The organism is Photobacterium kishitanii, assembly GCF_000613045.3.
In the GTDB taxonomy this organism is placed as follows: domain Bacteria; phylum Pseudomonadota; class Gammaproteobacteria; order Enterobacterales; family Vibrionaceae; genus Photobacterium; species Photobacterium kishitanii.
Window position 1 is genome coordinate 180,999 of the sequence record NZ_LN794353.1, and the last position, 25,201, is coordinate 206,199.

Sequence of the window (25,201 nt, forward strand, 5' to 3'; positions counted from 1 at the left end):
AGCACTAATGTGCCCCTTGATGATTTAAAAGTAACCTACTAACGCAATTTAAATAACCGTCCTAGTTGAGTTAACGTTGATGGGTGATAAGACCAACAATGATCAAATAACTCCAGTAACTCTGGGTTGCCATATTTAGATAAGTTCACTGCATGAAAACGATTTTTCTGTTGTTTTAACTTTTGTACTCGTACTTGCATTGCCTCAGGCTGGCTAGGTGCAATAAAATCCGACAATACGACTAGATCGGCATTTTTATATTTACCGTCAACCATTAAATCAATTGACTGATCAAGTACAGGCCCTAGATCTGTGCCACCATGAAATGAATACGACAAAAAGTTAACGACTTCATGTAAACCATCTTGTTTAGTCAGTTCGTAAGTAATTTGTTGGGTAGAAAACATAATCACAAAACAATCACGTTCTTCAACCAGCGCTATCTGCATTAATCCATATGCTAATGCTTTAGCACAATTCTCAGGATAACCTGACATTGAACCAGAAGCATCGATACACACAATAAATGGCCCTTTCGGTTGATCTACCTGCTTGGTTTGTCGCTGAAATGCTTTTACTTTTCGCAACTTCCGTTGTGTGCCCTGCATTCGATAATTCATTAAACGTTTATCAGCTAAATGCTTATAAAAGATCACTTCGAGCTCAGGGTAAGCTAAAAACATCGCTTCATTCGGCAATAATTTGGTAAGATCATCACTTTCATGAATGCCAACAATATCATCAGTTACATTGTCACTTATCTCTTCCACCAGCTTCATTTGTTCGGCTTTTACGCGCTCTTTATTTGGATCATCAACTTCATTCGCCATTCGACCTAATTTTTCTGCAATGTCTTGAAGACCGTTATTCTTTTTTAAGAATGCCGCTATTTTCTTCATCACATCGACATCAGTTTTAGTCAATTTCGCTTGTGCCATATCCCACAAACGTCCAGCTTTACTGACATCACCAGCGTCAGTCACTGTCGCCATTTTTTTCATGGTTTCAATGCGTTGGTAGAGATCGGTTAACAGTTGATCTTTTTGCTCTTCAACTTCAGACTCTTGCGCCTCACGCAATGCATGAGCAAGGTAGTCATACCATTTATCACAAAAAAAACGCTGAAACATTGGGTTATGTTTGCTTTGCTCTTTTGCCAATAAACTTTTGGCTTTGAAATAAAATGCAGATTGTCCTTCAAGTTGCTGAACAATCTGTTCTGAATGAGCAAAAAAGTATTCTTGATTCCATGTACAAACTTGTTGATACAAATTAATTTCATCACTAAATTGTTCCACAACCGTACCTTTGGCGGTCTTTTTTAACATCTGGCCACGCCATTTCATGATTTGGTTTTTCATGGCCGTTTTTACACCAGGGCTAGCTTCTGCTGCCATTAATAGCTGCGGTCTCACCATAACTTCATGTACAGCTGAATCAATAATACCTGACTCTGCAAGCATCAAAGCAAAATTTAACCCTTCAGATACTGGCATAGGCATCTATCCTTTACTTTATTTTTCATTACACATAACAATATTGCTTGTTATCTAAAATCACTGTTGCGAAAAATATTCATCCATATGAGTAATTCTAAAAGCACTTCTTTCAGCTACTTGCTTCAATTCTGCGACTTCATCAACGCAATCACTAAGGCTTTGCTCTATCAATGTAGGAAAGTCACCACTGATAAAATTATGTGGTAGTGCGCCATGGAACGAGGTTCGCGCTTTAATTATATTATGTTCAGAGTCTGTGATTTTAGCCATTGCTTGATCAACATGCTGTTGCCACTGTTGTTGCTGCGAGGTCGTTAAACCCTTGTTACCCGTTACACCAACTAATACTGGACGGTTCGCAATATCTTTAATCACCAATTGGTTTTCAGCATTTATTTCAAACTGTAATCGACATAAATGGGTATTTTTATTCACAAAACCATAAATATCACATTTCCCTGTACGAATTTTTTTATCAAACTCATCACCATCAATGTAAACCCAACGACTATCACCGAGCTCTTGCTCTGACACCGAGGTATTTTGTTGTAGCATCACTAACTTAATCATGCGCGGGTTATTATTAATATTAAATCGTGTTGCAGTCGCAAAGTTATATTTAAACCATTCTTTACGCATTGTACTTTCGCGAGTAAAGGTTAACGCTAGCTGAGTACAAATATCTTGATTAATATTATCGATAATAACCAATGCTTCTTTGGCATCCGCAATGGCATCTTTTTGATTAAAGGCATGTTTAGTCGCAAACTCCTTCATAATACTTATAATCACATTGCGTGATTCTGGGCTATGCCATAAACAGTCTTGCAATAGCAATAAATCTAGCGGGTTAATTTGATCGCGCCCATTAAAGAATGCACTCGCTTTCAATAATCGCACTGACTTCTTCCAGCGACGATCTGAAATATAAAGCTCGCTTTCAGTCGCTTGTTCAGTAACTTCTCCAGAACGTGCTTCTATCATTGATTTTAACTGGTAAATTTTTTCAAAAAGGGGTTCAGTTAATGTTATATCTTCAATGAGTAGTTGCCAATTTTGATATTCATCATCCTTAATCGTTAATGAAGGATCAATCACTGTGAGTGCGATACCGTCTCCCATTAACATCGACTTAAAATTACGCTTCTCTTGAATACGATTAACAAACACTCGTACTAGCATACGGTCATATAATGCATCTAAGCCACTATCAGCATCCGGCAATTCATTGGAAGCAGTAATCAACAATCGCATTGGTATTGGCAGAATATCTTGACCATTTTTAAAGGTGCGCTCATTCACCACGGTCAATAAGGTATTCAATATTGCAGGACCAGCTTTCCAAATCTCATCCAGAAAAACCACTTGTGCTGTTGGTAAGTAACCTTCAATTAAACGAACATATTTACCGTTATCTTTTAATTCTTGAATTGAAAGAGGGCCAAAAACTTCTTCAGGGGTTGAAAAACGGGTCATTAAGTAATCGAAGAATCGACTGTCGTCAAAAGCTTGAATCAATCTCTTGGCGATTAAACTTTTTGCAATACCAGGAGGGCCTAACAAGAATACACTTTCACCCGCCAATGCGGCTAGTAAACATAACTTAATCGTTTCTTCACGTTCATAAACGCCACTAGAAAGCCCATTAATCAGTTTTTGAATACGTTCTGATAAAATAGCTTTATTCGGTGCTGCTGTTGCTACTGTAAGCATATATCCAACCTTGAATTCATTTCCTACCGTACATTGGTGCATCGCATACTGCTTGTAATACGTTAAACCACACCAACACGTTGCTGCTTTGTTACAGTTATATCACGATTTTATATAGTGATACATCTTATACGCCTTTTTAACAATAAGGGATTAACGTGATCTTGGCGATCAAATCCATTGTTGTCATATAAATAAACTAATACAAGCACAAATAAAAAATAATCACCTATAAATCATAAGCCTGTAGGTTTTACTTTAATATAAAATATCTTTTAATCTGCAGTTAAACATAAGTTAACTTGCCATTAAGCTCATAAAATCACGGTTTGAGTTTCACATTAACGTCATATAAACGTAATAACATATTTGCTTATCATTCAATTAATGGAGTAAAGCAATGCTAACCAAGGCAACCACTTTATGGGCACTATGCACAACGCTTGCATTTAGCGCTCACGCTAATGATACCGTCACTGTTGCCGGTTCAACCTCTGTCAGCCATATTATGGATATTCTCGCTGAACACTACTCAGTACAACATCCTGATAGTAAAATTAATGTACAGGGTATTAGCTCATCAGCAGGTATCGTGGCGCTTCAAACTGGCACCGCTGAAATTGGTATGAGTTCACGGATTATTAATGCTAATGAGCTTGATGATAACTATGCCATTGTTCCTATAGCACATGACGGTATTGCGCTTGTAGTTAATCCTACCAATCCTGTCAATAATATTACTCACTCACAAATCGATAATATTTATCACGGTGTCACAAGGAATTGGCAGCAGGTAGGCGGTAATAATGAAAAAATCGCTGTCGTCAGTCGAGAAAATGCCTCTGGTTCACGTTTTTCATTTGAACACTTTATGAAACTGACTAAAAATGTATCGGGGTTTACTGTCTCAGACATAAACCCTGAAGTGCTGGTGGTCAGTACTAATGGGATGGTCAAAAGTCTTATTGCTCGTAACCAACAAGCTATTGGTTATTTATCTTTTGGATCAGTTGATAATTCAATTAAACCGTTATCTTATGATGGCGTCATTCCCAACCTAAATAATATTCGATCTGGCGAGTATAAAATCGCTCGTCCATTTTTAATTATGTATAAAAAACAAGGCTTATCCGCTAATGCGGAACAGTTTATTAAATTTTTAAACTCAGATGACGCCAAAAAAATCATTAATGCTAATGGCTATATCGCTGAGCAATCATAACGTTACTACTGTTAAATGAAATAAAGGCTTTTAGTAAGGTAACCTTGCCAAAAGCCTATTTACGTAACTTGTATGATTAATACTCTTTAAAATAACTCGAAACGTTATTTAACCACAGGGTACTTTTCATTTGCGCCCCATTCTGTCCATGATCCATCATAAACAGTGACGTTGTCACGACCACTTACTTGTGCAGCTAAGGCTAAAATACATGCCGTTACACCAGAACCACAACTAAATATAAGTCTTTGATCATTATTACTTAATGCATCAAATTTTTGCTTTAATTGAGCAACAGGTAGGAAATGACCATCAGTTAATAACTCGCCAAACGGCAAGCTTTTGGCATTTGGCATATGGCCGCTGCGCAATCCAACACGTGGCTCTTTAACTGTAGCTAAAAAACGCGCTGTCGGACGTGCATCTATTATTTGAATATGGCTATCATCCAATTTTTGACACAAGCTATCTGCATCAATAACCCAATCAGGTTGGTATTTCGCACAAAAATCGCCCACGGTATTCACTGTAGGCACTCCAGTTTGTGTTGCATATCCCGCAGCTAACCAAGCAGGTAATCCACCATCAAGCACAGACACATTATCATGCCCCATTGCTTTAAACATCCACCACCCGCGCGGCGCTGAAAACATCCCTTGGCTATCATAAATAACCACGTGACTTGTATTATTCACGCCTAATTTTGATACTTCACGAGTGAATAAATCAGCGGATGGCAACATATGAGGTAAATCATTATTCGGAGCCGCTATTTGGTGATTAAAATCGAAAAAGCGCGCGGTAGGTATGCGAATATCAATAAATTCTTGTTGAGGATTACGGGGAACATCTGGCATAAATGCACTGGCATCTAATACGACAATCGATGCAGATAACATGGCATCAGATAATTGTTGATGGAGCCATGCAGCAGAAACGATATTATTAACAGGCGATATCATGAAACAGTCCTTAGGAATAATCCGCAGTCATAATCATTAACTTTGGCCACAATACCTGCCACTTTTTGTCTCGAATACGCTGTTGATACACGGCAGGTCTTGGGTAATGAGGATTGATGCTAACATGTAATGACCAGTTATGCTCTAACCCATATGCTGAAGTAAAAACTAAGCAATTATCCGCAGTTAGCCGAACCCCTACGCAAGTGGGAACTTCCACCCAGCGTGAAATAGCATCAGCACTATTTTGATAAGGCTGATGTTGGTGCTTAATGTGCATTCGAGCTTGATTTTTCACTTCCCAATTAAATTGTGGAAATTGCAGGCGTAGTAATGCAGCATAATGTGCTTCAGTTGCTAACGAACAGTCATTACGATCAAAATACGCCACATCAATATCATTAAGAGGCGTCATCGGTAAATCGTGTAGGTGATCCCAAATAGCATTACGCACAAAACCCGCTGCAATAAACCAATCAGGAAGATTAAGCGCTCGCACTGCCCGTAAGCAATCCATTCGAATAAGATCAGTTTCGATGACGACTGCTGTATCAGAGATTATATCAACCATCGTATTCACATCCTTTATGGCTAATAACACACTACAATGCGTTAACTTGCTGAATTAATACTGACATACCATCGTCAGTTAAATCATTGTTCATTGCCATTTGCATAATTTCACTGGCGTTATAACGACGACCATCATAAACAACAACAATACTGCTATCACCTGGCTGTAAAAAATGCGTTTCGCCATAAGGTGTATAACGCGTAGCACCAATACTGATCACGGCTTGGGCAGGATACTGGCTTTGTTTTAGAAGTTGGGCAATATTTTCTGTAGGGCCGATATCTTGCTGGTGGTTCATTCGCTCAACGATCCAATCTAACAATATGTTATGAAAGTAACTATAACCAACAACAGCACTGTCTTCCCCATAGCGATGAATTTCACCGTCTCGGCAATGAAAACTCGCGATACGATAGCTATCTAAAATACCGCCTGCAGCAAAATTATCGATAGCAATAAGATGATCACTTATTCCTTTACTATTGACGCCCCAATTTTTCTTTTCACTGATCTTTTTTGCATGAGGTTTACGAATAGAACAATCGTTATAGGCTCCAAATTGTCGCGGAATCAACGCTGTTACTGTTTTAGTCATATCATCAGTATTGACGCTGTATATAACATCACAGATAAGAGCGACTTCAGGCTCTATCTGAAGGTTATCAGCGTCGTTAGGTGGAATAATAACGGCTGATGATAACGGGTATACCGCTAGCTGCCCCGTCTCAATATTAGGTAAATAAAAAGGAAAAATAGCCTTAGGCTGAGCCGTTTCTTTAACTTCAACAGCAATGAAGTCTGCAGCTTCACCAGCTTGTTCTAAATGCCCCGCAAAATTACCCGCAACACCAAACCCTACATGTTGATTAAACAAGATTTACCCCTAAATAAACAAAAAAATGAAGTTATCATAACGACTAATTCTTCTATTTTCCGTTATCAAGTTAACAATTATTAGCACTAATTAATCAACATTCTTATTTTTGATTCAACCTTGATCACAATTTAACAGCTAAATAGCAATGTAATAACTACCCTTAAGAGTAGTAACACAGCAATAAGGGATTATTATGCGGGTATATCATCCAAGAAGCATCATGGGCCATTTTCTGTTATTAATTATCATCATCGCAAGCTACGCTAACTCTCAAGTATATGCTGCTCCTGCAATTCCTAAAGCAATTAATAGTAATCCTGCATCCCTCTATGCCCCATTATTATTACCATGGCAGGCGGCATTAACATCATCTACTATTACTGATGTCTATTGTGGTGCGGTGATTATTAATAAATATTGGCTAATAACAGCAGCGCACTGTAACCATGATTATATTCGTCATGTTGTTGCTGGTGTCTCTGTTATTCCGCAGCGACTAAATACCAAATATACATTTACTATTACTCATAAAATAAACCATCCTAATTATGATCCCAAAAATTTTGCTAATGATATTGCACTTATTCGTGTAGATCGTTCTTTATTAGACGTTGCTCAGCCGATACTTATAGCTTCAATAAATGATCAACAAACAGCAAATAATATATTTGCTAATCATTGGGTAACACATCAAAATTCAATGGCAAATCTCATCGCATCTGGCTGGGGAAAATCAAATACTGATGCCGTAATAGATTATCCTGCTCAATTACAATTAATCACTTTAGCGGGAATACCTGATAATCGCTGTAATGGTTTACTCGCAGATCATTCACATATTATTTGCGCAGACTCTAATATAGATGGCCTTATTAAAGATGTTTGTAGTGGTGATTCTGGAGGGCCTTTGATTTGGCAAGATCCACAACATATTGCCAGTGATGATTTTGGTTTGCGTGTATTGGGAATTGCCAGTAATGGAGCTAGATGTGAAGATCGTTTAAATGATCCTACTCGTCAATACCAGCAGCTTCATGGGCAATATACAGAATTAGCCCCTTTAATCTCTTGGCTTGAATCTTATATTAAGCAATATGACAACTTAGCTACTTTTTCACTATCCTTACACTACTCCCCCCAAAGTTACAAGTACGATCCATTTACCCTCGCTGATGACTATCCTCAAGGCCAAGATATTAAGTCATTATTAGTGTCCACTCATTCTCCAACAGCAGGAAGTATACCGTTAACAACTTTCATTATACTTATAGTGATTTATTTATTTCGAAAAAGAATCAACATATGATAAATATTAACGAGTGACTATCTATTTATGGATAATAATATATACAATATTGCCATCAAACTATATTACGTAATAATAGACTTACATTGATATTTAGAATGGACATTATTAAATGGATTTCTTTCCGATATTTCTAAAAGTAAATCATAAACAAATCTTAGTTGTTGGTGGTGGCGAAGTTGCTTGTCGAAAAGTTGACTTATTACTAAAAGCACATGCTAACGTTACTGTTGTATCACCGCAATTACACCCACATTTACAAATGTTACTTGCACAACAATTAATTGTGCATATTAATCAGCCTTATCAATCATCACAATTAGAAGGTGCAGACCAAGTATGGGCAACAACAGATTCATCGACACTGAATCATCAAATTTACCATGATGCAAATGCATTAAAAATTTGGACCAATGTTGTTGATGATCCTACATTTTGTGATTTTATTACACCCTCGATGATTGATCGCACACCAATCCAAGTTGCAATATCAAGCGGCGGAGCATCACCCGTCTTAGTGCGCTACTTACGAGAACGTTTAGAAACCTATTTACCACAGAATTTAAGCTTGCTTGCTGCATTCTCAGGAAAACAACGTCAACGCATTAAACAACATTTCACAACCGTTGATGAACGCCGTAAATTTTGGGAGCAATTCTTTCGCTTAACAGCTGTTGAAACTGCACGTACAGAAGAAGAATTAGAAACAGCTTTTCAGCAATTATTAACAAAGCAACATGATTGCAGTGGTAATGTTTATTTAATTGAAACTGGTCATGATCCCGAGTTATTAACGCTTAAAGCATTACGATTGATGCAGCAATCAGAATATGTTCTTTATCATGATGATGTTGCTGATGTGTTTGTTGATTTATGCCGACGCGATGCTGATCGTGAACGCTGTAATTACACCAATATCCAAACCCTAGCAAAAAGCCTCGTAAAGCAAGGGATTCGTGTCTGTGTTCTAGCAACTAAAGATAACCATCGTCCAGGGCTTAAAAAATATTGTACTCATAATAATGGTATTTTTGTTCCAATTTAGGGATAACTACTTCTCTATACCTAAACAAAAACGCAGAACCGAGTTCTGCGTTTTTATTATCAATACTTATTAGCTATTTATTTACTCATAATGCGGTGACATTTTTGCATGTAACCATATACCCGTTGTTTTCATCAAATAACCAAAAATCACACCAACAATAAGAGATGGAATAACTAACTGCCAGTTACCGGCTGCTGCAAATGTTGCACACGAACCAATGAATGTTCCAGGAATAAAGCTTAACCACCGCTTTTTAGCTTGAGCACACATCATAAATGCCACTAACGCAGTGATAATATAACCAACAATTTCTAGGTTAATTACTGAAGATAATTTAATAATTACCATAGCCCAAAATACGCCACTAAGATTAGTCGCAATACTTAGCCCAACCCCTTTAATGCCATCTAGTTGCAAAGCAAAATATGTTGTACATCCCAAAAAGCCGCCCCAACTAAGTAAACCAAGAGAAACAGCAACCCACCCCCAGATCCCAGAAAGAATACCAGTAGTTAAGGCAATAGCGATAAGCAAAGACATTATTGATCCCACGTCAATTTTTAACAATGCGTAGTCTATATGAAGCGGAGTCGCACTCAAAACGATTTAGATCACATATAGATAAATAAACTTACACTTAGTTACGAATATAAGAGATATTCATCACACTGTTTTTTGTCGTTACAGTTACATAAACACAATAAAATCCAGATTAGAAATTGCGGTTATAGCAAACTGTGATAATTTATTCGCTCTATTTGTTTGACGGAGTGTCTTCATGGGACCTTTAATGCTTGACGTTTCAAGCTATGAACTTGATGCAGAAGAACGTGAAATTATTCAACACCCAACAGTCGGTGGCATTATTTTCTTTGCTCGTAACTATGATAATCGTGATCAACTACGAGCGTTGATAAAAGATATTCGCCAAACAGCAAAGCGTCCATTGATTATTGGTGTCGATCAAGAAGGTGGTCGCGTTCAGCGTTTCAGAGAACAATTTACACTACTTCCCCCAGCCAGAGCATTTGCCGAATCCAATAATGGTTTAGCACTAGCGACAACGGGTGGATGGCTAATGGCTGCTGAATTATTAGCAATGGATATTGATATCAGCTTTGCTCCCGTTTTAGATTTAGGTTTTGATTGTAAAGCGATTGGTGATCGCGCTTTTTCAGATAATCCAGCAGAAGTTATTCGTTATGCCTCTGCCTTTATTGATGGAATGACAACAGCAGGCATGGCTGCAACAGGTAAACATTTCCCTGGACATGGTGGTGTCATTGCCGACTCCCACCTAGAAACACCGTATGATTCACGCGATAATATCAAGCAGTATGATATGACTGTATTCAGTCATTTAATCAGCAAAAATAAGTTACAAGGGATCATGCCTGCTCATGTCGTGTTTGATGCTTATGACGAACGTCCCGCAAGTGGCTCTGAATATTGGCTTAAACAAGTACTTCGTCAGGATTTAGGTTTCAACGGCGTCATCTTTTCTGATGACTTAAATATGAAAGGCGCTGACGTATTAGGTAATTACAGTGAACGTGCAGTAGCAGCTCAACAATCAGGCTGTGACATGGTGATGTTGTGTAATAATCGTGCTGGTGCTATACAAGCACTTGATGGATTACCACAAATGCAAGTACCTATTCTCAATACCCTACTCAAGCAACCAACACCTGAATTCAATGTATTAATGCAAACTCGTGAATGGAAACAAGCACAACAAACTATTTCAGGTTTAGTTGATAAATGGAATAACAAAACTAATTAATAGCTTTTCCCCATAACCGCGCCTTATTCTACATTTTGTTTGTTGAGTAAGGTGCCGTTAAATCTTTGCTTGATCCCGTTGAAAATAGTGACGAAATTGTTCAAATTTTAATGGCTCTGAAAAATAGAAGCCTTGCTGTAAATAAACTCCACTTTGTAATAAATAATCAGATTGTTGTTTTGTTTCAACTCCTTCAGCGATCATTTCCATCCCTGCTTTTTTACCGAAAGCAATTATTGAATCCAACACAAATAACTTATGATCATAGGTACCAATAGTATCAACGAACATTTTATCAATTTTTAAACTTTGTAAATTCAAATGTTGTATATAACTAAAACTTCCATAACCAGTACCAGCATCATCTAACTTCACATTGATACCTTGAGCTTTTAAATAATCAATCACTATTGCTGCTTTATCTAGATCAGTAAAAGACATTCGCTCCGTAATTTCAAACGCGATTTGCTTTGGCGAAATAGATGATTTAATAATCATATCAACAAACTTACGTATCTGTTGTTTATTTTCTAATTGCTCAGGGACTAAGTTAATACTGATAACAGCTGTGCTTTTTTGCCAATTTAATGAACTTAATTGAGTTAATGTCTTTTCAAGTAAAACATCTGTTATATCAATAATTAAACCACTATTTTCAGCATAAGGTATAAAATCATCTGGTGATATTAATTCTTTTTTATTGAACCACCACCTGACTAACACCTCACAGCCATACATTGTATTATTTTTAACATTAATAATAGGCTGATAGTAAGGGATAAATTCTTTACGTATAACACCTTTAACAATTAATGAATGTAATGATAGTTGACGCTTAATATAAAGATTAATAAACAAAAAAATAATTAATCCAAAAAAAACACCAACAATAAATAATAATGGCTTTAAGTCTATAGATATAAGTGATAATAACTGAGGATCGACATAATTTCTTAATATTAACCCATTATTAAATACTTCTGTATTTAGAGGCGGCAAGGATGATAAATTCTTTACATCATTATGAGATGATATTTTTTTATCGGCATTACCTACTGTTGAAACAACACTTAATATACAGTCATCACAATACTTATTGCGTATGACATCAGAAATTATTGGTTCAAAATCAATAGATACCTGACCTCTTTCGTCTTTCCATACTAATGAGAGTATTGATTGTTCATTTTTATCATTCAAAATAGCCCATAAAGAAAGATTTTTATTTATTTTTTTTATAAAAACAGAATCTGATTCATATTCATGCCGATTGCCGTCAAAGCTTGAACAATATTTTTTATTATTAGTTGCAATATCAATATTTCGAATGTAATAATTATTATAAGATTTTTTTTCTATATATGTTTTATCATTTACACCACAATCGAAGTCAATATTACTAACTACTGATTTTATAAAAGACTGATAATCACCTATAGTAGAACTATAATTATCGATTAAATCATTTGATACATTATTTATTTTTGATGATAGCTGTATTTTTGCAAAATAAGGAGAAAACAATGTAAAACATGTAGCCATAATAACGACTATTAAAACAGCCACAACTGTCATGGTAGCTGAATAACTAGCTATTAAGCGACTTTTAAGCCATGCTTTAAATTTATATATTTTTCTCATTATATTTATAATATTACTCTAGTTTTTAAATTTGCTTTCAGCTTAAATGTTAACTGAAACAATCACTTTCAACAATAATAATATTCATAAATACCAAAAACAAAGAATGGAAAACTTATTAATGAATTTAATATAATAACTATTATGTATACCGATTCATAAAAGTACCATTCGGCACTTTTATCATATTATTCACTAATAACAACTATAACACTTACTTATATAAATATATGTTATAAACTATCTTTTGAATAATCGACTGATTTTGAGCATTTCTTTTTTTCTTTCAATATAATATAAAATGCACCAACAATAAACGCTAGAATGAGTAAAATTTCCATAATTGACCTTTATATCTAAAACAAATTTAACTGAATATATCCTCTAATAAGTGGCTGGGATTTGATTACAATACAAATCCACCAACAACTTACATGATTGTACTAACAATACCTCAACTAAGTTATAAAATTGTGATAATTCACGATTAAAATTTACGCAACCTTAAAAAATTGCACAAAAATCACACTACAACCATCGTTCTTGAGCGGTAAAGCTCACAGATAACCATGTTTCACCTAACTCATCGGAAAGTTGATCCCATATTTTTTGCCGAATATGATCTTGTCGTTTTGTTGGCCATTTATGATCATCTTTCACTAAAATATTTATCTCTAGATCGTATTGTCGTCCTATCTTTGCAAAATGATGGGTATAATCATCAAAACCATATTCTTTCGACAGTGCCGCAATAACTTGATCAACATGCCGTTGTGCGCCATTTTGAGGGGCAACTAACAGTACTTCTTTCATATTACGGCATAGAACTTTAATCGGTAAGATAGAAGCAAATAAAGCTAAAGTTGTCACCAAGATAGGATCGATATAGGCATTCCATTTACTGTACCCTAACCCATTACAAATAATGACAGAGATAAAACCCACTAAAATAGCTGCACTCAAAATACCATCAATTAACCATTCTTGAGAGTCTATACGAACTAATTCAGAGTCAACACTAGATGCAATATGGCTTTCGATTGCATAAATACTAAAACAACTAATTGTTGATAACACCGCATATATAAGTGCGTCTTTAAGAATAATGTCATGACCCCCATTAAGGATAGTTTGAATTCCAGTTATAAAAGCAAACATACATGTAACTAAAATAACTACACCATTAACTACGCTTATCAATGGCTCAAAATGAGCATAGCCAAATTGAAATTGTGCATCATCCGGTTTAGTCACTAAATAAGCCGTATATAAATTAAGCCCTGTCATCCCCATGCTTAATAATGAAAACATACCATCAAGTAAAATCGCATTAGACCCAACGTAAAACCCATAGCTAATACCTAATGTTGCAACGAAAACCGTCCCTACTAGGGATAATTTAAGCGCCGTACGTTCTTTACTAACTTTACGGCGAGTAACCATAATATCCTCCATAAAATAATATCCTTACTATATTTAGGGTGACTTGTTATTGATTACGCCGTAAATATATTTATCATAGATAACGACGATATAAATACCATTCTATTAAATATAGTATTTAATACAAATTAAGTCTTACCGTTGATAAATAATTATAATTATATAAAAAATAAATTATTAATAATCAGAGTGTTAATTAATAAAAGAAGTACGTTTCATTTGATTATTCTTGTCGAATTAATTCTAACCGCTCAACATCAGTATAAAATGTTACCATTCTTATACGACTTATAGCATATTCAAAACCGCTTTTTTGACACATTTCTTGCGATGAGGTAATTATTCTATTTCGAGGTTGCCGCTCAATGTTACGATTATATTGACGTTCCAATTCAGTACAATTAGCATGACGCTGACAAGCATTATAGCGATCTTCTTTTAACATTAACCAATGTGCTTCAAATTGATATAACGCCTTATGTAATTGATCCATATTATCATCAGTTATTTTACCTTTTAATGCTTTAACTTGTTGTAATTGCATAGAGATAAAGTCATTAAAATAGTCGTTAGATTGTGTCGCTAAGTATTTATCACAATGATCATCATAACGAATATTGGCACTATTATTTAGTTCCGCAACATCAGCAGATGAGCATGCTATTGTTAGAAACAATGTGCAGAGTAACGAGAATGGCCTCATATTACCCTCCAAATAATAAGTATTAACATCATTATGACGTACTCATTGTAGGAGTGCTTTAATAATGTAAGATATCTTATAATTAAGATTTTTAATATAAAAAACCAGCGATGTTAAATAACACCACTGGCTATATTTTATTTAAATATTATTATTTATTGCGTTTTAAATATTTGAACTGTTTCAAGTTTAGTCATTTTACGAATTTGACGCCAAACAAAATAGAATATTCCCATCATCATGAGCATTGATGGAATAGCAATGACAGGATAACTTAATAACGTCATTCTTCCGAGTTCTTCATTAAATGCTTCAGTCCCAGCAGGACTTGTTACAATAACAGTCGCTAGAATGTAATTCATAATTGATGAGAAAACAAAAGTACTTGCAAATAAATAATTAGATTGAACTAAACAACGATCAAACGCTTGCTGCTGGTTAGACTCCATTAATTTTTGCTTTATAAGACCTAAATTCAAAATGCTATCATTAAAAATCATTTTAGTAACAATAGGATATTTGGTAAAAGTGGAGCCGAGAACAACAACACCAATGATACCTGGAATCAAAGCTTCTTTAACAGCTAGCCATTGAGTATCGAGTTCTAATACACCAATTCCACCAGTGAGTAATACGCTCACAATACCGAGTATTGCTATAAAGTTGAATTTTTTCTTTTTTAATAACTCATAACCACCAAATGCCACAGGAAAAGCTAAAGCAACTAATAGTGCCCCTACCGATCCTAGACGATCATCACCACTCATTTTCATTAAAATGATTGATGGAACTACGACGTTAAAAATAATTTCATTCAACGGATTGGTTTTCTTTTCGGCCATAATTCCTAATAATTTCCTTTATTCATAATTATGTCACTTTGAACTTATCACAATAACAATATCTCGTAATACTGAACAACTACTCCCCAAATTTATCGTTAGTATCATAGTTATTCTAGTTAAAGCTTAAAGATCTGCTATCTTTCTGTTTTGATTGTTTCGTTTATCCATATAACTGTAAAGAACAATATCGTTACAAACCATTAAAAATTATAATCAATGTAACGATATGTGATTACAGGTAATGATTAAAAACTGCCATTAACCGTTAAGCTTGCGATAATAGCCAAAGTACATGCACATGCTAGCATCGCTAACACTGGTTTTGTTTTAGTTAGTAATGACATTAACCATAATCCTGTTGCCACTAACAAACAGCCAACACTTACAACACGCAAGATAAAAGGTAATAAAATGCCATGGTGGGTTTGTTCAATAAGCATCGCTACATCTAAACTTGCAACAATAAGTACGACTAACCCAATAAATGTACCCAAGACTGGTAAGGCTAAATTTAGAGACTCCAGCTTATGTTGTGCTTTCACTAACATCGCATGTGCTAATAGACTACCGCCAAAGCCGACACTAAAAATAATCGTCATCACGGCACCAATACTACCGCTGTTAGCACTAAAGCTTAAGATATCAATAATATAAGCTATGCTCCATAGCAGCATAATGACAACGATTGCTTTTCGAGCTCTCTCTTTACCAAGTAGACGATTTTCACACAAACTGTAAATTAACGTTAATGCGACAAATACCAATACAAACACAACAGCACTAGAATTTGTTACATTAATGCTCGCTTGCATCATCAACGTAGTTTCGCGAATTAACAGCGAAGCAATTAATAACCAACTGATCAAGGGTAATTGCTTTATTACACGATCATGCTGCCCAAAACATAATTTACCCGATAACATTACACCACCAATAATGATGAACGCACCTATCGCAAATTGTTCTAGTACTTCCGACAGCAATATCGACCAATCATTCCACTGCATCTTAACTCCTAATACAGTCTTACTCTAGGCATAATACATAGACAAATAAAGTCAATGTCTAGACCATAACGTATTTTAACAAAAGACTATTTTGCCTAATTGTCTGAACTAGTGCAAAAGTCTTTGATACAAAAAAACAAATTTTCATATTAAAATAATCACTGTCGGTATTAATCAAAATCATAGAGCAAAAAAACAATAAGCCATTTACCCTGAGAGTATATAAAGCAAAACTAATAACTAAAAAATATCATTGACCAGAGTAAAATTTACTTTTGTATGATATATGTATAAAAAAAAGCAATGATCATATGATTTTTGGTATTTAGGTGGATAAAAGATTGACGAAAGATGATTGAAACGGGTATCTTATTTTTTATAGTGAAATAAGATTTGGCGTGCAGTGTTAAATCCTATTTCAAACCAATTATTCGGTACTCTATATCACTAACATAGTGTCGCTCTCATTTTGATGAGGCCCACTCAACATAGAGTAAAGTCACTACTTTGTCTGCTGATTAATCATCAGACTATTAAAATTAAAGTGAGTAATCAGATGTTTGCAATTATTAACACCAACGTATTTGATGGTAAAACAATTCAAGAAAACCAAGCCATCTTTATTGAAAACGATCTTATTTCACGAATTGTTCCAATGTCAGCTATCACAGCAAGTGAGTTACCCGCAGAAACGTTTGACGCTAAAGGTTTATTAGCTTCTCCTGGTTTTATTGATGTACAACTAAATGGCTGTGGTGGCGTATTGTTAAACACCGCCATCAGTAAAGAAACGCTTGATATTATGAACCAAGCAAATCTAAAAAGTGGTACTACGCAGTTTTTACCTACCTTCATTACCAGCGATGCGGAGTCTATGGTTGAAGTGCTTAACATGGTAGATGCTATTGAAGATCCAGCCCAGCAAGGCGTATTAGGTTTACACCTTGAAGGTCCTTTCATTAGTACAGAAAAGAAAGGCGCACACCGTGAAGAGTTCATTCGTGAGCTAGATAAGAAAACAGCCCAATATTTAGCGGATAATGCAGATAAAATTTGTGTATTAACAGTAGCACCAGAAAATACATCACAAGAAGTGATTGATATTGTTCGTAATGCAGGTATTACCGTATCTCTAGGCCATACTAATGCAAGCTACGACCAAGTTGCAGAAAAAGAAGGCCTAACTATGGCTACTCACCTTTACAATGCCATGACACCACTAGGTTCTCGTGAGCCAGGCGTTGTTGGTTACATCTTTGATAAAAAACCGCATGCCGGCATCATTGTTGATGGTATTCATGCCTCTTACCCATCTGTACGTATCGCACACGATATTTTAGGCGAGCAACTATTTATGGTAACAGACGCGGTTGCTCCAGCGGGTACAGACATGACTGAATTTGATATGGCTGGTTTACACGCTTACGTAACTGATGGCAAATGTCATTATAAAGACGGTACTATCGCAGGTTCAGCTGTTACTATGATTCAAGGTCTAAATAACCTTATTGACCACGTTGGTCTTACTCGTGAAGAAGCACTACGTATGGCAACGCTATACCCTGCAAAAGCAATCAATGTTGATAATGAATACGGCTTATTAAAAGCAGGCTACAAAGCTAATATCACCTTGCTGTCTGACGATAACCAAGTGAAGCATGTTTACCAAATGGGTAAAAAAGCATTCTAATTTAAGTTAATATCTCAAAAAGCAAAAAGGCTGCTGTTCTTTAAACAGCAGCCTTTTTTAATAATATTCGTTTTAATTAAATCTTCGCTGCTGTAACCGGAGATGTCATTAATGCTGATTCTTGCTGTGTCGATGTAGAAAAAACAACTGTATTTCGTTTAGCTGCAACAGACATTTGATATTCTCTCAACTTAAAGTAGCAGTAACTAACAACGATAGAGAAAAACAAATAAGACAATGAAAACACAAATGGTGAACTCATCATGTTTGTTTGAACGACCCACATCACTCCAGTAACAGTAACCGCTAATTTAGCCGTCATCGCAACAAGTAACATCAATAAGGCTAATTGTGGGTAACGTGTTACACGAAAAGCCAACCAATACGCAGTTCCTATCGCTATAGCTGCAATACCAAAGCCCGCTATAAATGAATGAAAATGCTCACCTGATAGTATACCTGCCACTACGGATAACAACATAATCAACCCAAAGATCATATTTTCCCTCACTTATAATATGTTAGAACAGCTCAATGTAGTCCCTGAAGGTATTTTCTCATCTAAATACCACTTTGTATATATGAAGTAAAAGATTTCACTTATGAAATAAAAATCATCAATCATATAAAAAAAGCTTAAGTCATTGTTACTAAATAATTATAGTCAAAGAATCCAATGATAATATACTTAATAGTAACTATATCCACGATCGGGAAAAGAGCCATTTATAGGTTTTAATTCTCAAAAAACAACAATAACCAGTTTTTTATACAACTAACCATCCCGAATCACATCAATAAATCCCGATTTAATATCGAATAATGTGATGGCTTTTTTTATTTTTAAAATACAACAAAAAAACCGCTATAAGTATTGTGTACTTATAACGGCTTAAAAAAACTAATGGATAACGATAAGCATAAATATACTGACAGCAAGCACTATTGCACCAACGGTCAATAATAATTCAAAGATATGTTTTGGCATATTACACCACTGATTCAGCTACACTGTAACTTATTGCAGTCAATAAATACCATCTGCTTTTATAATAAGCTTGAGGAATTAACCCTTTGTTTCTAGAACAATAGTATAGCTATCAATGCTAAATATTAGCTGAACAACCTACCGCTGAATATTGAAAATCGTATAGATATTCATCCAATAGATTAATTACTCTATTAATTCATATTACGCGCCATGACTCATCACTATTGGTCTATTACCATCAACAACCACACTATAATTCAAAGACCATCACAAAAAAATCAGTGCCTTTATTATTTATAGATAAAATTCATATGGTTAAGGTTATACTGTCGGTATCGTTAATCATATGTATTTACTTCAGCGTGACTCTTTTTTACTTTGTTATGATGAACTTGGTAATGAGAACCGTATTCGATCCCCCCAATAATAGCTGTCATAAAATTGACGCCACCTCTAGTGACATTAGATACGATTAAATTGCCACTAAATAAACATATGCATTAGAGATTTCAGTCTTAAACAAAGTAAATAGCAGCCAAGTACCTCGTCCTTACAATGAACCTTTAAATTTAACCCTATCCTCATTCATCCATAATGACGCAATAATTGATATTAATGGCAACGTTACAGACAACGTTAATTACCCATAAACTATCACGCTAAGTTGACATAAAAAACACACTATTATCTGCATGTTGTGGCATCATAATTAATTCAATATCATCCACCATTCGCATAGTTATTTTGTTACACATAAGAAAATACTATACTTATGATTTAATAGTGGTTTTTAGTAGTTCGCTGTATAATGCTCAACCTTAATTATTCAGCTATCACAGTTACGGAATCCAATGAGTAAAATATCAACCTTTTTAAAAGGCATGGCAATGGGCGCAGCTGATGTTGTTCCTGGCGTGTCAGGCGGTACGATCGCATTCATCACCGGCATTTACGATACGCTGCTTGAAAGTATTCGTCGTATAAACCCTAGTTTAATCGGGGTAATACGCAAAGGTGGCATTAAAGCAGCATTTGAGCACGTTAACGGCACATTTTTAATCTGTCTCTTTGGCGGTATTTTAACGAGTATATTTACATTCGCGAAATTGATCACCTGGATGCTTCATACTCATCCAATTCCACTTTGGTCATTTTTCTTTGGCTTAATTATTATTTCAGTTATTCACATGCTTAAACAAGTAGATAAATGGAGTATTAGCCGCTTTATTGCCATTATTTTTGGTATCGCTTTTGCTTATGGTATTACCGTTCTGCACCCAGTAGCAATGGATCCAACACCACTAAATATTCTTATTGCCGGCGCTATTGCGATTTGTGCAATGATTCTACCAGGCATATCCGGAAGTTTTATTTTACTTCTTCTTGGTATGTACGCCCCTATTTTAGCAGCAGCAAAATCAGTGGATGTAGTTACATTAGGGTTATTTGCTATCGGTTGTGTCGTGGGTCTATTAACATTCTCACATGTACTTTCGTGGATTCTGCGCAGCTATCGTGATGTTGCACTTACACTACTAACCGGTCTAATGATTGGTACCCTAGGTAAAATTTGGCCGTGGAAAGAAGTTATCTCATGGCGTACAAACTCACATGGTGAGCAGGTACCACTTATTGAGCATAACCTTTCACCATTTAGCTATGAGCATGTTACAGGACACCCAGCGTTGTTAGGCTATGCTATCTTTGCCATGATTTTAGGACTAGCTGTTGTATGGGGTCTTGAAAAATACGCTGAACGCAACGACGACTAATTACAAATACCAAGCTATACATAGAAGCAGCCCATGTGGCTGCTTTTTTTATTCTTTTCTTACAATCTATGATGCTACATCACAAAAAATCATTCATTGCCTACCTTTTATAGACATCTGTATTCATAATTCATTTATCCCAACTAGATTATCTGGGAATATTTAAGGACGAATGAATGAAATACCAATGGCTTATCCTTGCTCTTGCTTTAGTTGCAGGCCTATTTACTCGCTACATGATCGATAGTAACGATCCAGATATTGCACGTGAACCTTACTATCCAATGAACTTTTTAGAATCAGGAACACAAGTCATAGATTTATTTAACCAAGAAGACCAGCGTATACGTTTAGTCTATTTTGGCTATACACAATGTCCAGATGTGTGTCCAACATCGCTAGCGGTGTTATCAGCGGCTTTAAAAGCTATTCCTCAACAACAACGTGACAAATTATGGCCGATTTTTATATCTCTTGATCCTACTCGTGACACAGCCAATATAAGTGCTCAATATGCGGCCTATTTTGATGCCACGATTACAGGTGCAACAGGAACCGAACAACAAATTAAAGCATTGGCTGACACATATGGCGTACTCTATATTAAAAACACATTAGATAATTCTGAAATAAAATACGTTATAGATCACAATTCTTATTTTTATTTTTTAAAACCAACTGGTGAACTAATTAAAAAACTCCCTCACATGGCTAATCCTTCTCAATTAATCGCCGCTATTCCGATAATAACAGCAGAGATAAATAACTAATTAATGATATATAGATAACTAACAAGTGAATAACCATATTAAACAAGGCTCACATATGCCGTATTTAATAATTAAACACACTATTTTTTTGTAGCCTAATATAAGTTCACAATGTTTTTCATTACTGATTTTTTGTTCGTTTTTTAATCTATTATGTTATTTATTTGAGTGCTCGCAAATTTTTACATAACCCTGACTTTACCCATTACTAAAAACGAGAAATTACTTGTAACCCCTTATATTAAGCGGGTTTATGCTTGTTCGGAATTAAATATAAATGCAAAAAAACGGTTAAATATGTACTTTTTTTATTCGAAAATGCGAACTTAATCGGATTTTTTTTTCTCAACCAAAAAAAATTAATGAGCAATTATAACAAGTTATGCCATAATGAATTTGCCAACTCAAACTTTACTTAACAGTTGTAGTGGCTAAATCAATATGGAGATTATATAAAAATGAAACGTACTGTATCTATCTTAGCTGGTGTTTTACTAAGTGCTTCACTTGTAGGTTGTTCTAGCTCTGATGAAGTAAGTCAAATGCAGCAACTAACTAACAAAGTTGACACACTATCTGAGCAAGTTAGTGCACTACAAGGTCAACAAGACCAAATCGTAGGCGCAGTAAATGATTCTCGTGCAGCATCTGACGCAGCATACCAAGAAGCAATGCGTGCTAATAAGCGTATTGATAACATTGCTGGTTCATACACTAAGTAATCAATACTTAGTCGTAAAATACCTAAAGAGATGGCTCATGCCGTCTCTTTTTATTTATACTAACGAATCTTGTTCATTATTAAGTGACCTTAATTAAACCCCTACCATATTATATTCAATAAAAAATAAATATAGCGGCACAATACCGCCCAACCTATACAATATAATAATGATTAGACGTCTTATTATGATTTTCAATGCGCAAAAAAAACGAGATAATTATATCTCGTTTTATGGCAATCTATCTATTATTTAAGATTTTAGGATAACAGGAATACCTGATTGTTTATCTAACTCTGAGTACAATCGTTGTGTCGCCTTTTTATCACCTTCAATGTCATCCAATAAGACTTTAGGTGCTTCAACACTTTTCTTAACGCCAATTTGAGATTCATCTTTAGATAATGGCGAATGAATTTCCACGATCAACTCACCATCAGGATCACGAGATATTTTTACAGGTTGATTAATAATTTGTACTTGAGTACCTAGAGGAACTTGTGGAAATAACCACTCAACATCCCAAGGATTCATACGAATACACCCACCACTCACTCGCATGCCAATACCGAAATCTTTATTAGTTCCATGAATAAGATATTCGCCATGACCATAAGCTAATCGCATTTTATAATCACCCAACGGATTATCTGGTCCCGCAGGTACAACTGCAGGTAAAATATCCCCTTTTGCGGCGTGCTCTTTACGAATAGATGCAGGTGGTGTCCAGGTTGGATTTTTCACTTTTTCATTAATCGATGTAATCATATTCGGTGTTTCACGACCAACTCGACCAATACCAATAGGAAAAACATAAACAGTAGATGCATCATCTTTAGGAAAATAGTAAAGACGTAATTCTGCAAGATTAACCACAATACCTTTATGTGCTACATCTGGTAGTACAACTTGAGTAGGTATTTGTAATAATTTTCCTGGTTGTGGTAAAAATGGATCAACACCTTTGTTAGCATCCATCATCCCAAGAAAACCCACGTTATACTTATTAGCTATATCAGCAAGGCTATCACCTTGCTTTACTTCATAATATTCTGTTGTACCAACGATATTACTACCATCAGTAGGTAGCTTATATTCTATTGCATGCGCTGCGGATGAGGCTAAACATGTGAGTGACAAAAGTAATGCGCGGTACACGACAATATCTCCGGTTAAGATCTTACAAACATTCAATCATGGATGTAAAACGCTGTAATTAATTATGCATACAATAACTATATCTAATTATTACATGTGTTTTTAAGCTCTACTGCCATACTACTTGATATCATTTTAATCTACTAGCTTATCGGTAACAGTAAATCTACATTAATATTAGTTGCGACGTGCTAACTAATAGCATGATGACGCTATATAACTATAACCCTTCATAAAAAAGAGCTGTTAAATCTTGGTAAGACCTAACAGCTCAATAACGATTTTTGAATATTAAACAGTGTATTGTTGTACTAAATATTTCCAATCACGTCGTTGTTGTTTTAATTTCTGCCGAATAGACTCATACTGTTGCATAAACTCAAAGCTCTCATAATTATTGACTAACTTCTTCTGCCGCAAGTCTATTAAGCGCTTTTTTACTTGGTAATAATCGGAAATTTTGCTGATTAACGCTTCATACTCATATTGTAATTGCAATAAACGGACACTATTATTTGGCAGTGTTTTCAATTTATATTGCAACCGTATAAATTCCATTTTTGCGCGGGTTTTTTCAATTCTGTCAGCAGACGTTACTTTCAAATTTGTCGTCCATCCTAGTAATGAACAACCTTTAATTAACCATTTAGTAGGATCGAATTGCCACCAGCGAATACCATTTCGGTAATCGTTTTCAAAGATATGATGATAATTATGGTACCCCTCACCGAATGTTAACCATGCAATAACACCGTTATCTCGAGCTGTATTACGATCTATATAGGGTTGAGAACCCCATTTATGCGCCAATGAATTAATAAGAAATGTAGTATGATGACTTAATACTAACCGCAAGACCCCAATAAACAATATAGCTCCCCACATATTGCCTAATAACAACCCTATTGCTACAGGTATTCCAATATTCATTATTGCTACTAAGAATAAATAATATTTATGTTGCCAAACCACAATAGGGTCTTGCTGTAAATCTATACAATTTGAATAGTCATGATAACGACTAGCTTGATATTGCCGTAACATCCAACCAATATGGCTATAAAAGAACCCCATTTTAGCTGAATATGGATCTTTGAGGTTATTATCAACATGGCGATGATGCACTCGGTGATCTGAACACCAATGTAGAATACTATTTTGCAACGCAAATGCCCCACCAAGTGCAAATATCAATCGCAAAAAGCAATTTGCTTGATAACTTTGATGCGCCCATAAGCGATGATAACCCGCAGTAATTGACATACCACAATAGCAGAATGCCACGATAGTCATAATGACAAGCGTAAGCTCAAGTTTATAAAAGTAGCAATAGAGTGGAACACCAATGGTTGCGATAGCAAACGTTAGTGTAAATAGAATCACATTCAACCAAATTAGTGGTGGTCTTTGCTGTTGAGGTATCATCCTTTTTCACCTTATTTTCAGCGTACACATGTAAGCCACACTACACTGGG

22 protein-coding genes are annotated in these 25,201 nt (G+C 35.4%); 8 read left to right on the forward strand and 14 right to left on the reverse strand.

The features are described 5' to 3' along the window. Window positions 1–38 precede the first annotated feature (38 nt). Window positions 39–1,496, reverse strand: coding sequence for an ATPase RavA stimulator ViaA (gene viaA, locus PPBDW_RS16105; protein WP_036790286.1), 1,458 nt, complete (start codon window positions 1,494–1,496; stop codon window positions 39–41). Window positions 1,497–1,556: 60 nt separating this feature from the next. Next, window positions 1,557–3,212: an ATPase RavA domain-containing protein gene (locus PPBDW_RS16110; protein WP_036790289.1), complete on the reverse strand. Its 1,656-nt coding sequence runs from the start codon at window positions 3,210–3,212 to the stop codon at window positions 1,557–1,559. A 400-nt stretch (window positions 3,213–3,612) separates the two neighbouring features. On the opposite strand from PPBDW_RS16110, the gene PPBDW_RS16115 reads away from it, so the two are divergent. Next, a complete protein-coding gene (locus PPBDW_RS16115) occupies window positions 3,613–4,434 on the forward strand; it encodes a phosphate ABC transporter substrate-binding protein (RefSeq protein ID WP_036790291.1) in 822 nt (273 codons plus the stop codon). A gap of 104 nt (window positions 4,435–4,538) precedes the next feature. Here the strand turns inward: PPBDW_RS16115 and PPBDW_RS16120 are convergent, their stop codons facing one another. Genes PPBDW_RS16120 through PPBDW_RS16130 form a run of 3 tightly spaced genes read right to left on the reverse strand, consistent with a single transcriptional unit; the run spans window position 4,539 to window position 6,847 of the window. After that, entirely contained in the window at window positions 4,539–5,396 is an 858-nt protein-coding gene (locus PPBDW_RS16120) for a sulfurtransferase (protein ID WP_036790294.1), read from the reverse strand. Between the two features lie 10 nt (window positions 5,397–5,406). Then, window positions 5,407–5,967, reverse strand: coding sequence for a nucleotidyltransferase family protein (locus tag PPBDW_RS16125; protein ID WP_036790297.1), 561 nt, complete (start codon window positions 5,965–5,967; stop codon window positions 5,407–5,409). 31 nt (window positions 5,968–5,998) lie between these two features. Then, the gene (locus PPBDW_RS16130) at window positions 5,999–6,847 is read right to left on the reverse strand and encodes a DUF5718 family protein (RefSeq protein ID WP_419680104.1); all 849 of its coding nucleotides are present in this window, start codon (window positions 6,845–6,847) and stop codon (window positions 5,999–6,001) included. Window positions 6,848–7,067: 220 nt separating this feature from the next. Here PPBDW_RS16130 and PPBDW_RS16135 point away from each other — a divergent pair, with 220 nt between their 5' ends. Beyond that, window positions 7,068–8,153 (forward strand): S1 family serine peptidase, encoded by a 1,086-nt coding sequence (locus PPBDW_RS16135; protein ID WP_036790303.1) that lies wholly within the window; start codon window positions 7,068–7,070, stop codon window positions 8,151–8,153. Between the two features lie 112 nt (window positions 8,154–8,265). Continuing rightward, window positions 8,266–9,198 (forward strand): precorrin-2 dehydrogenase/sirohydrochlorin ferrochelatase family protein, encoded by a 933-nt coding sequence (locus PPBDW_RS16140; protein WP_036790305.1) that lies wholly within the window; start codon window positions 8,266–8,268, stop codon window positions 9,196–9,198. A gap of 81 nt (window positions 9,199–9,279) precedes the next feature. Here the strand turns inward: PPBDW_RS16140 and PPBDW_RS16145 are convergent, their stop codons facing one another. After that, entirely contained in the window at window positions 9,280–9,741 is a 462-nt protein-coding gene (locus PPBDW_RS16145) for a DUF1097 domain-containing protein (protein WP_036790307.1), read from the reverse strand. A gap of 238 nt (window positions 9,742–9,979) precedes the next feature. Here PPBDW_RS16145 and nagZ point away from each other — a divergent pair, with 238 nt between their 5' ends. After that, window positions 9,980–10,984, forward strand: coding sequence for a beta-N-acetylhexosaminidase (nagZ, locus tag PPBDW_RS16150; protein ID WP_036790308.1), 1,005 nt, complete (start codon window positions 9,980–9,982; stop codon window positions 10,982–10,984). Between the two features lie 57 nt (window positions 10,985–11,041). Here nagZ and PPBDW_RS16155 read toward each other — a convergent pair whose 3' ends face one another. From PPBDW_RS16155 to PPBDW_RS16175, 5 genes are all read right to left on the reverse strand, one after another. After that, window positions 11,042–12,625 (reverse strand): EAL domain-containing protein, encoded by a 1,584-nt coding sequence (locus PPBDW_RS16155; protein WP_036790309.1) that lies wholly within the window; start codon window positions 12,623–12,625, stop codon window positions 11,042–11,044. Between the two features lie 528 nt (window positions 12,626–13,153). Continuing rightward, a complete protein-coding gene (locus PPBDW_RS16160) occupies window positions 13,154–14,080 on the reverse strand; it encodes a cation diffusion facilitator family transporter (RefSeq protein ID WP_230850361.1) in 927 nt (308 codons plus the stop codon). Between the two features lie 211 nt (window positions 14,081–14,291). After that, window positions 14,292–14,771, reverse strand: coding sequence for a hypothetical protein (locus PPBDW_RS16165; protein WP_036790310.1), 480 nt, complete (start codon window positions 14,769–14,771; stop codon window positions 14,292–14,294). Between the two features lie 155 nt (window positions 14,772–14,926). After that, the gene (locus PPBDW_RS16170) at window positions 14,927–15,613 is read right to left on the reverse strand and encodes a VC0807 family protein (RefSeq protein WP_036790311.1); all 687 of its coding nucleotides are present in this window, start codon (window positions 15,611–15,613) and stop codon (window positions 14,927–14,929) included. A 248-nt stretch (window positions 15,614–15,861) separates the two neighbouring features. Next, window positions 15,862–16,623, reverse strand: a complete 762-nt coding sequence (locus tag PPBDW_RS16175) for a hypothetical protein (protein WP_036790314.1) — start codon at window positions 16,621–16,623, stop codon at window positions 15,862–15,864. Between the two features lie 556 nt (window positions 16,624–17,179). On the opposite strand from PPBDW_RS16175, the gene nagA reads away from it, so the two are divergent. Next, the gene (nagA, locus tag PPBDW_RS16180) at window positions 17,180–18,313 is read left to right on the forward strand and encodes an N-acetylglucosamine-6-phosphate deacetylase (RefSeq protein ID WP_036790317.1); all 1,134 of its coding nucleotides are present in this window, start codon (window positions 17,180–17,182) and stop codon (window positions 18,311–18,313) included. Window positions 18,314–18,389: 76 nt separating this feature from the next. On the opposite strand, the gene PPBDW_RS16185 is transcribed toward nagA, so the two are convergent. After that, on the reverse strand, window positions 18,390–18,812 hold the full coding sequence (locus PPBDW_RS16185; RefSeq protein WP_054262136.1) for a hypothetical protein: 423 nt from the start codon (window positions 18,810–18,812) through the stop codon (window positions 18,390–18,392). 1,343 nt (window positions 18,813–20,155) lie between these two features. Between PPBDW_RS16185 and PPBDW_RS16190 the strand changes: the two genes are divergently transcribed. The 3 genes from PPBDW_RS16190 to PPBDW_RS16200 all read left to right on the forward strand — a co-directional run bounded on the left by PPBDW_RS16190 (window position 20,156) and on the right by PPBDW_RS16200 (window position 22,568). Then, window positions 20,156–21,076, forward strand: coding sequence for a polyprenyl-phosphate transporter (locus tag PPBDW_RS16190; RefSeq protein ID WP_036790320.1), 921 nt, complete (start codon window positions 20,156–20,158; stop codon window positions 21,074–21,076). 176 nt (window positions 21,077–21,252) lie between these two features. Next, window positions 21,253–21,846, forward strand: coding sequence for an SCO family protein (locus tag PPBDW_RS16195; protein WP_036790323.1), 594 nt, complete (start codon window positions 21,253–21,255; stop codon window positions 21,844–21,846). A 458-nt stretch (window positions 21,847–22,304) separates the two neighbouring features. Further along, the gene (locus PPBDW_RS16200) at window positions 22,305–22,568 is read left to right on the forward strand and encodes an Lpp/OprI family alanine-zipper lipoprotein (protein ID WP_036790326.1); all 264 of its coding nucleotides are present in this window, start codon (window positions 22,305–22,307) and stop codon (window positions 22,566–22,568) included. 252 nt (window positions 22,569–22,820) lie between these two features. Here the strand turns inward: PPBDW_RS16200 and PPBDW_RS16205 are convergent, their stop codons facing one another. Beyond that, a complete protein-coding gene (locus PPBDW_RS16205; RefSeq protein ID WP_036790329.1) occupies window positions 22,821–23,726 on the reverse strand; it encodes a L,D-transpeptidase family protein in 906 nt (301 codons plus the stop codon). Between the two features lie 291 nt (window positions 23,727–24,017). Beyond that, window positions 24,018–25,151: an acyl-CoA desaturase gene (locus PPBDW_RS16210; protein WP_036790332.1), complete on the reverse strand. Its 1,134-nt coding sequence runs from the start codon at window positions 25,149–25,151 to the stop codon at window positions 24,018–24,020. Window positions 25,152–25,201: the final 50 nt, after the last annotated feature.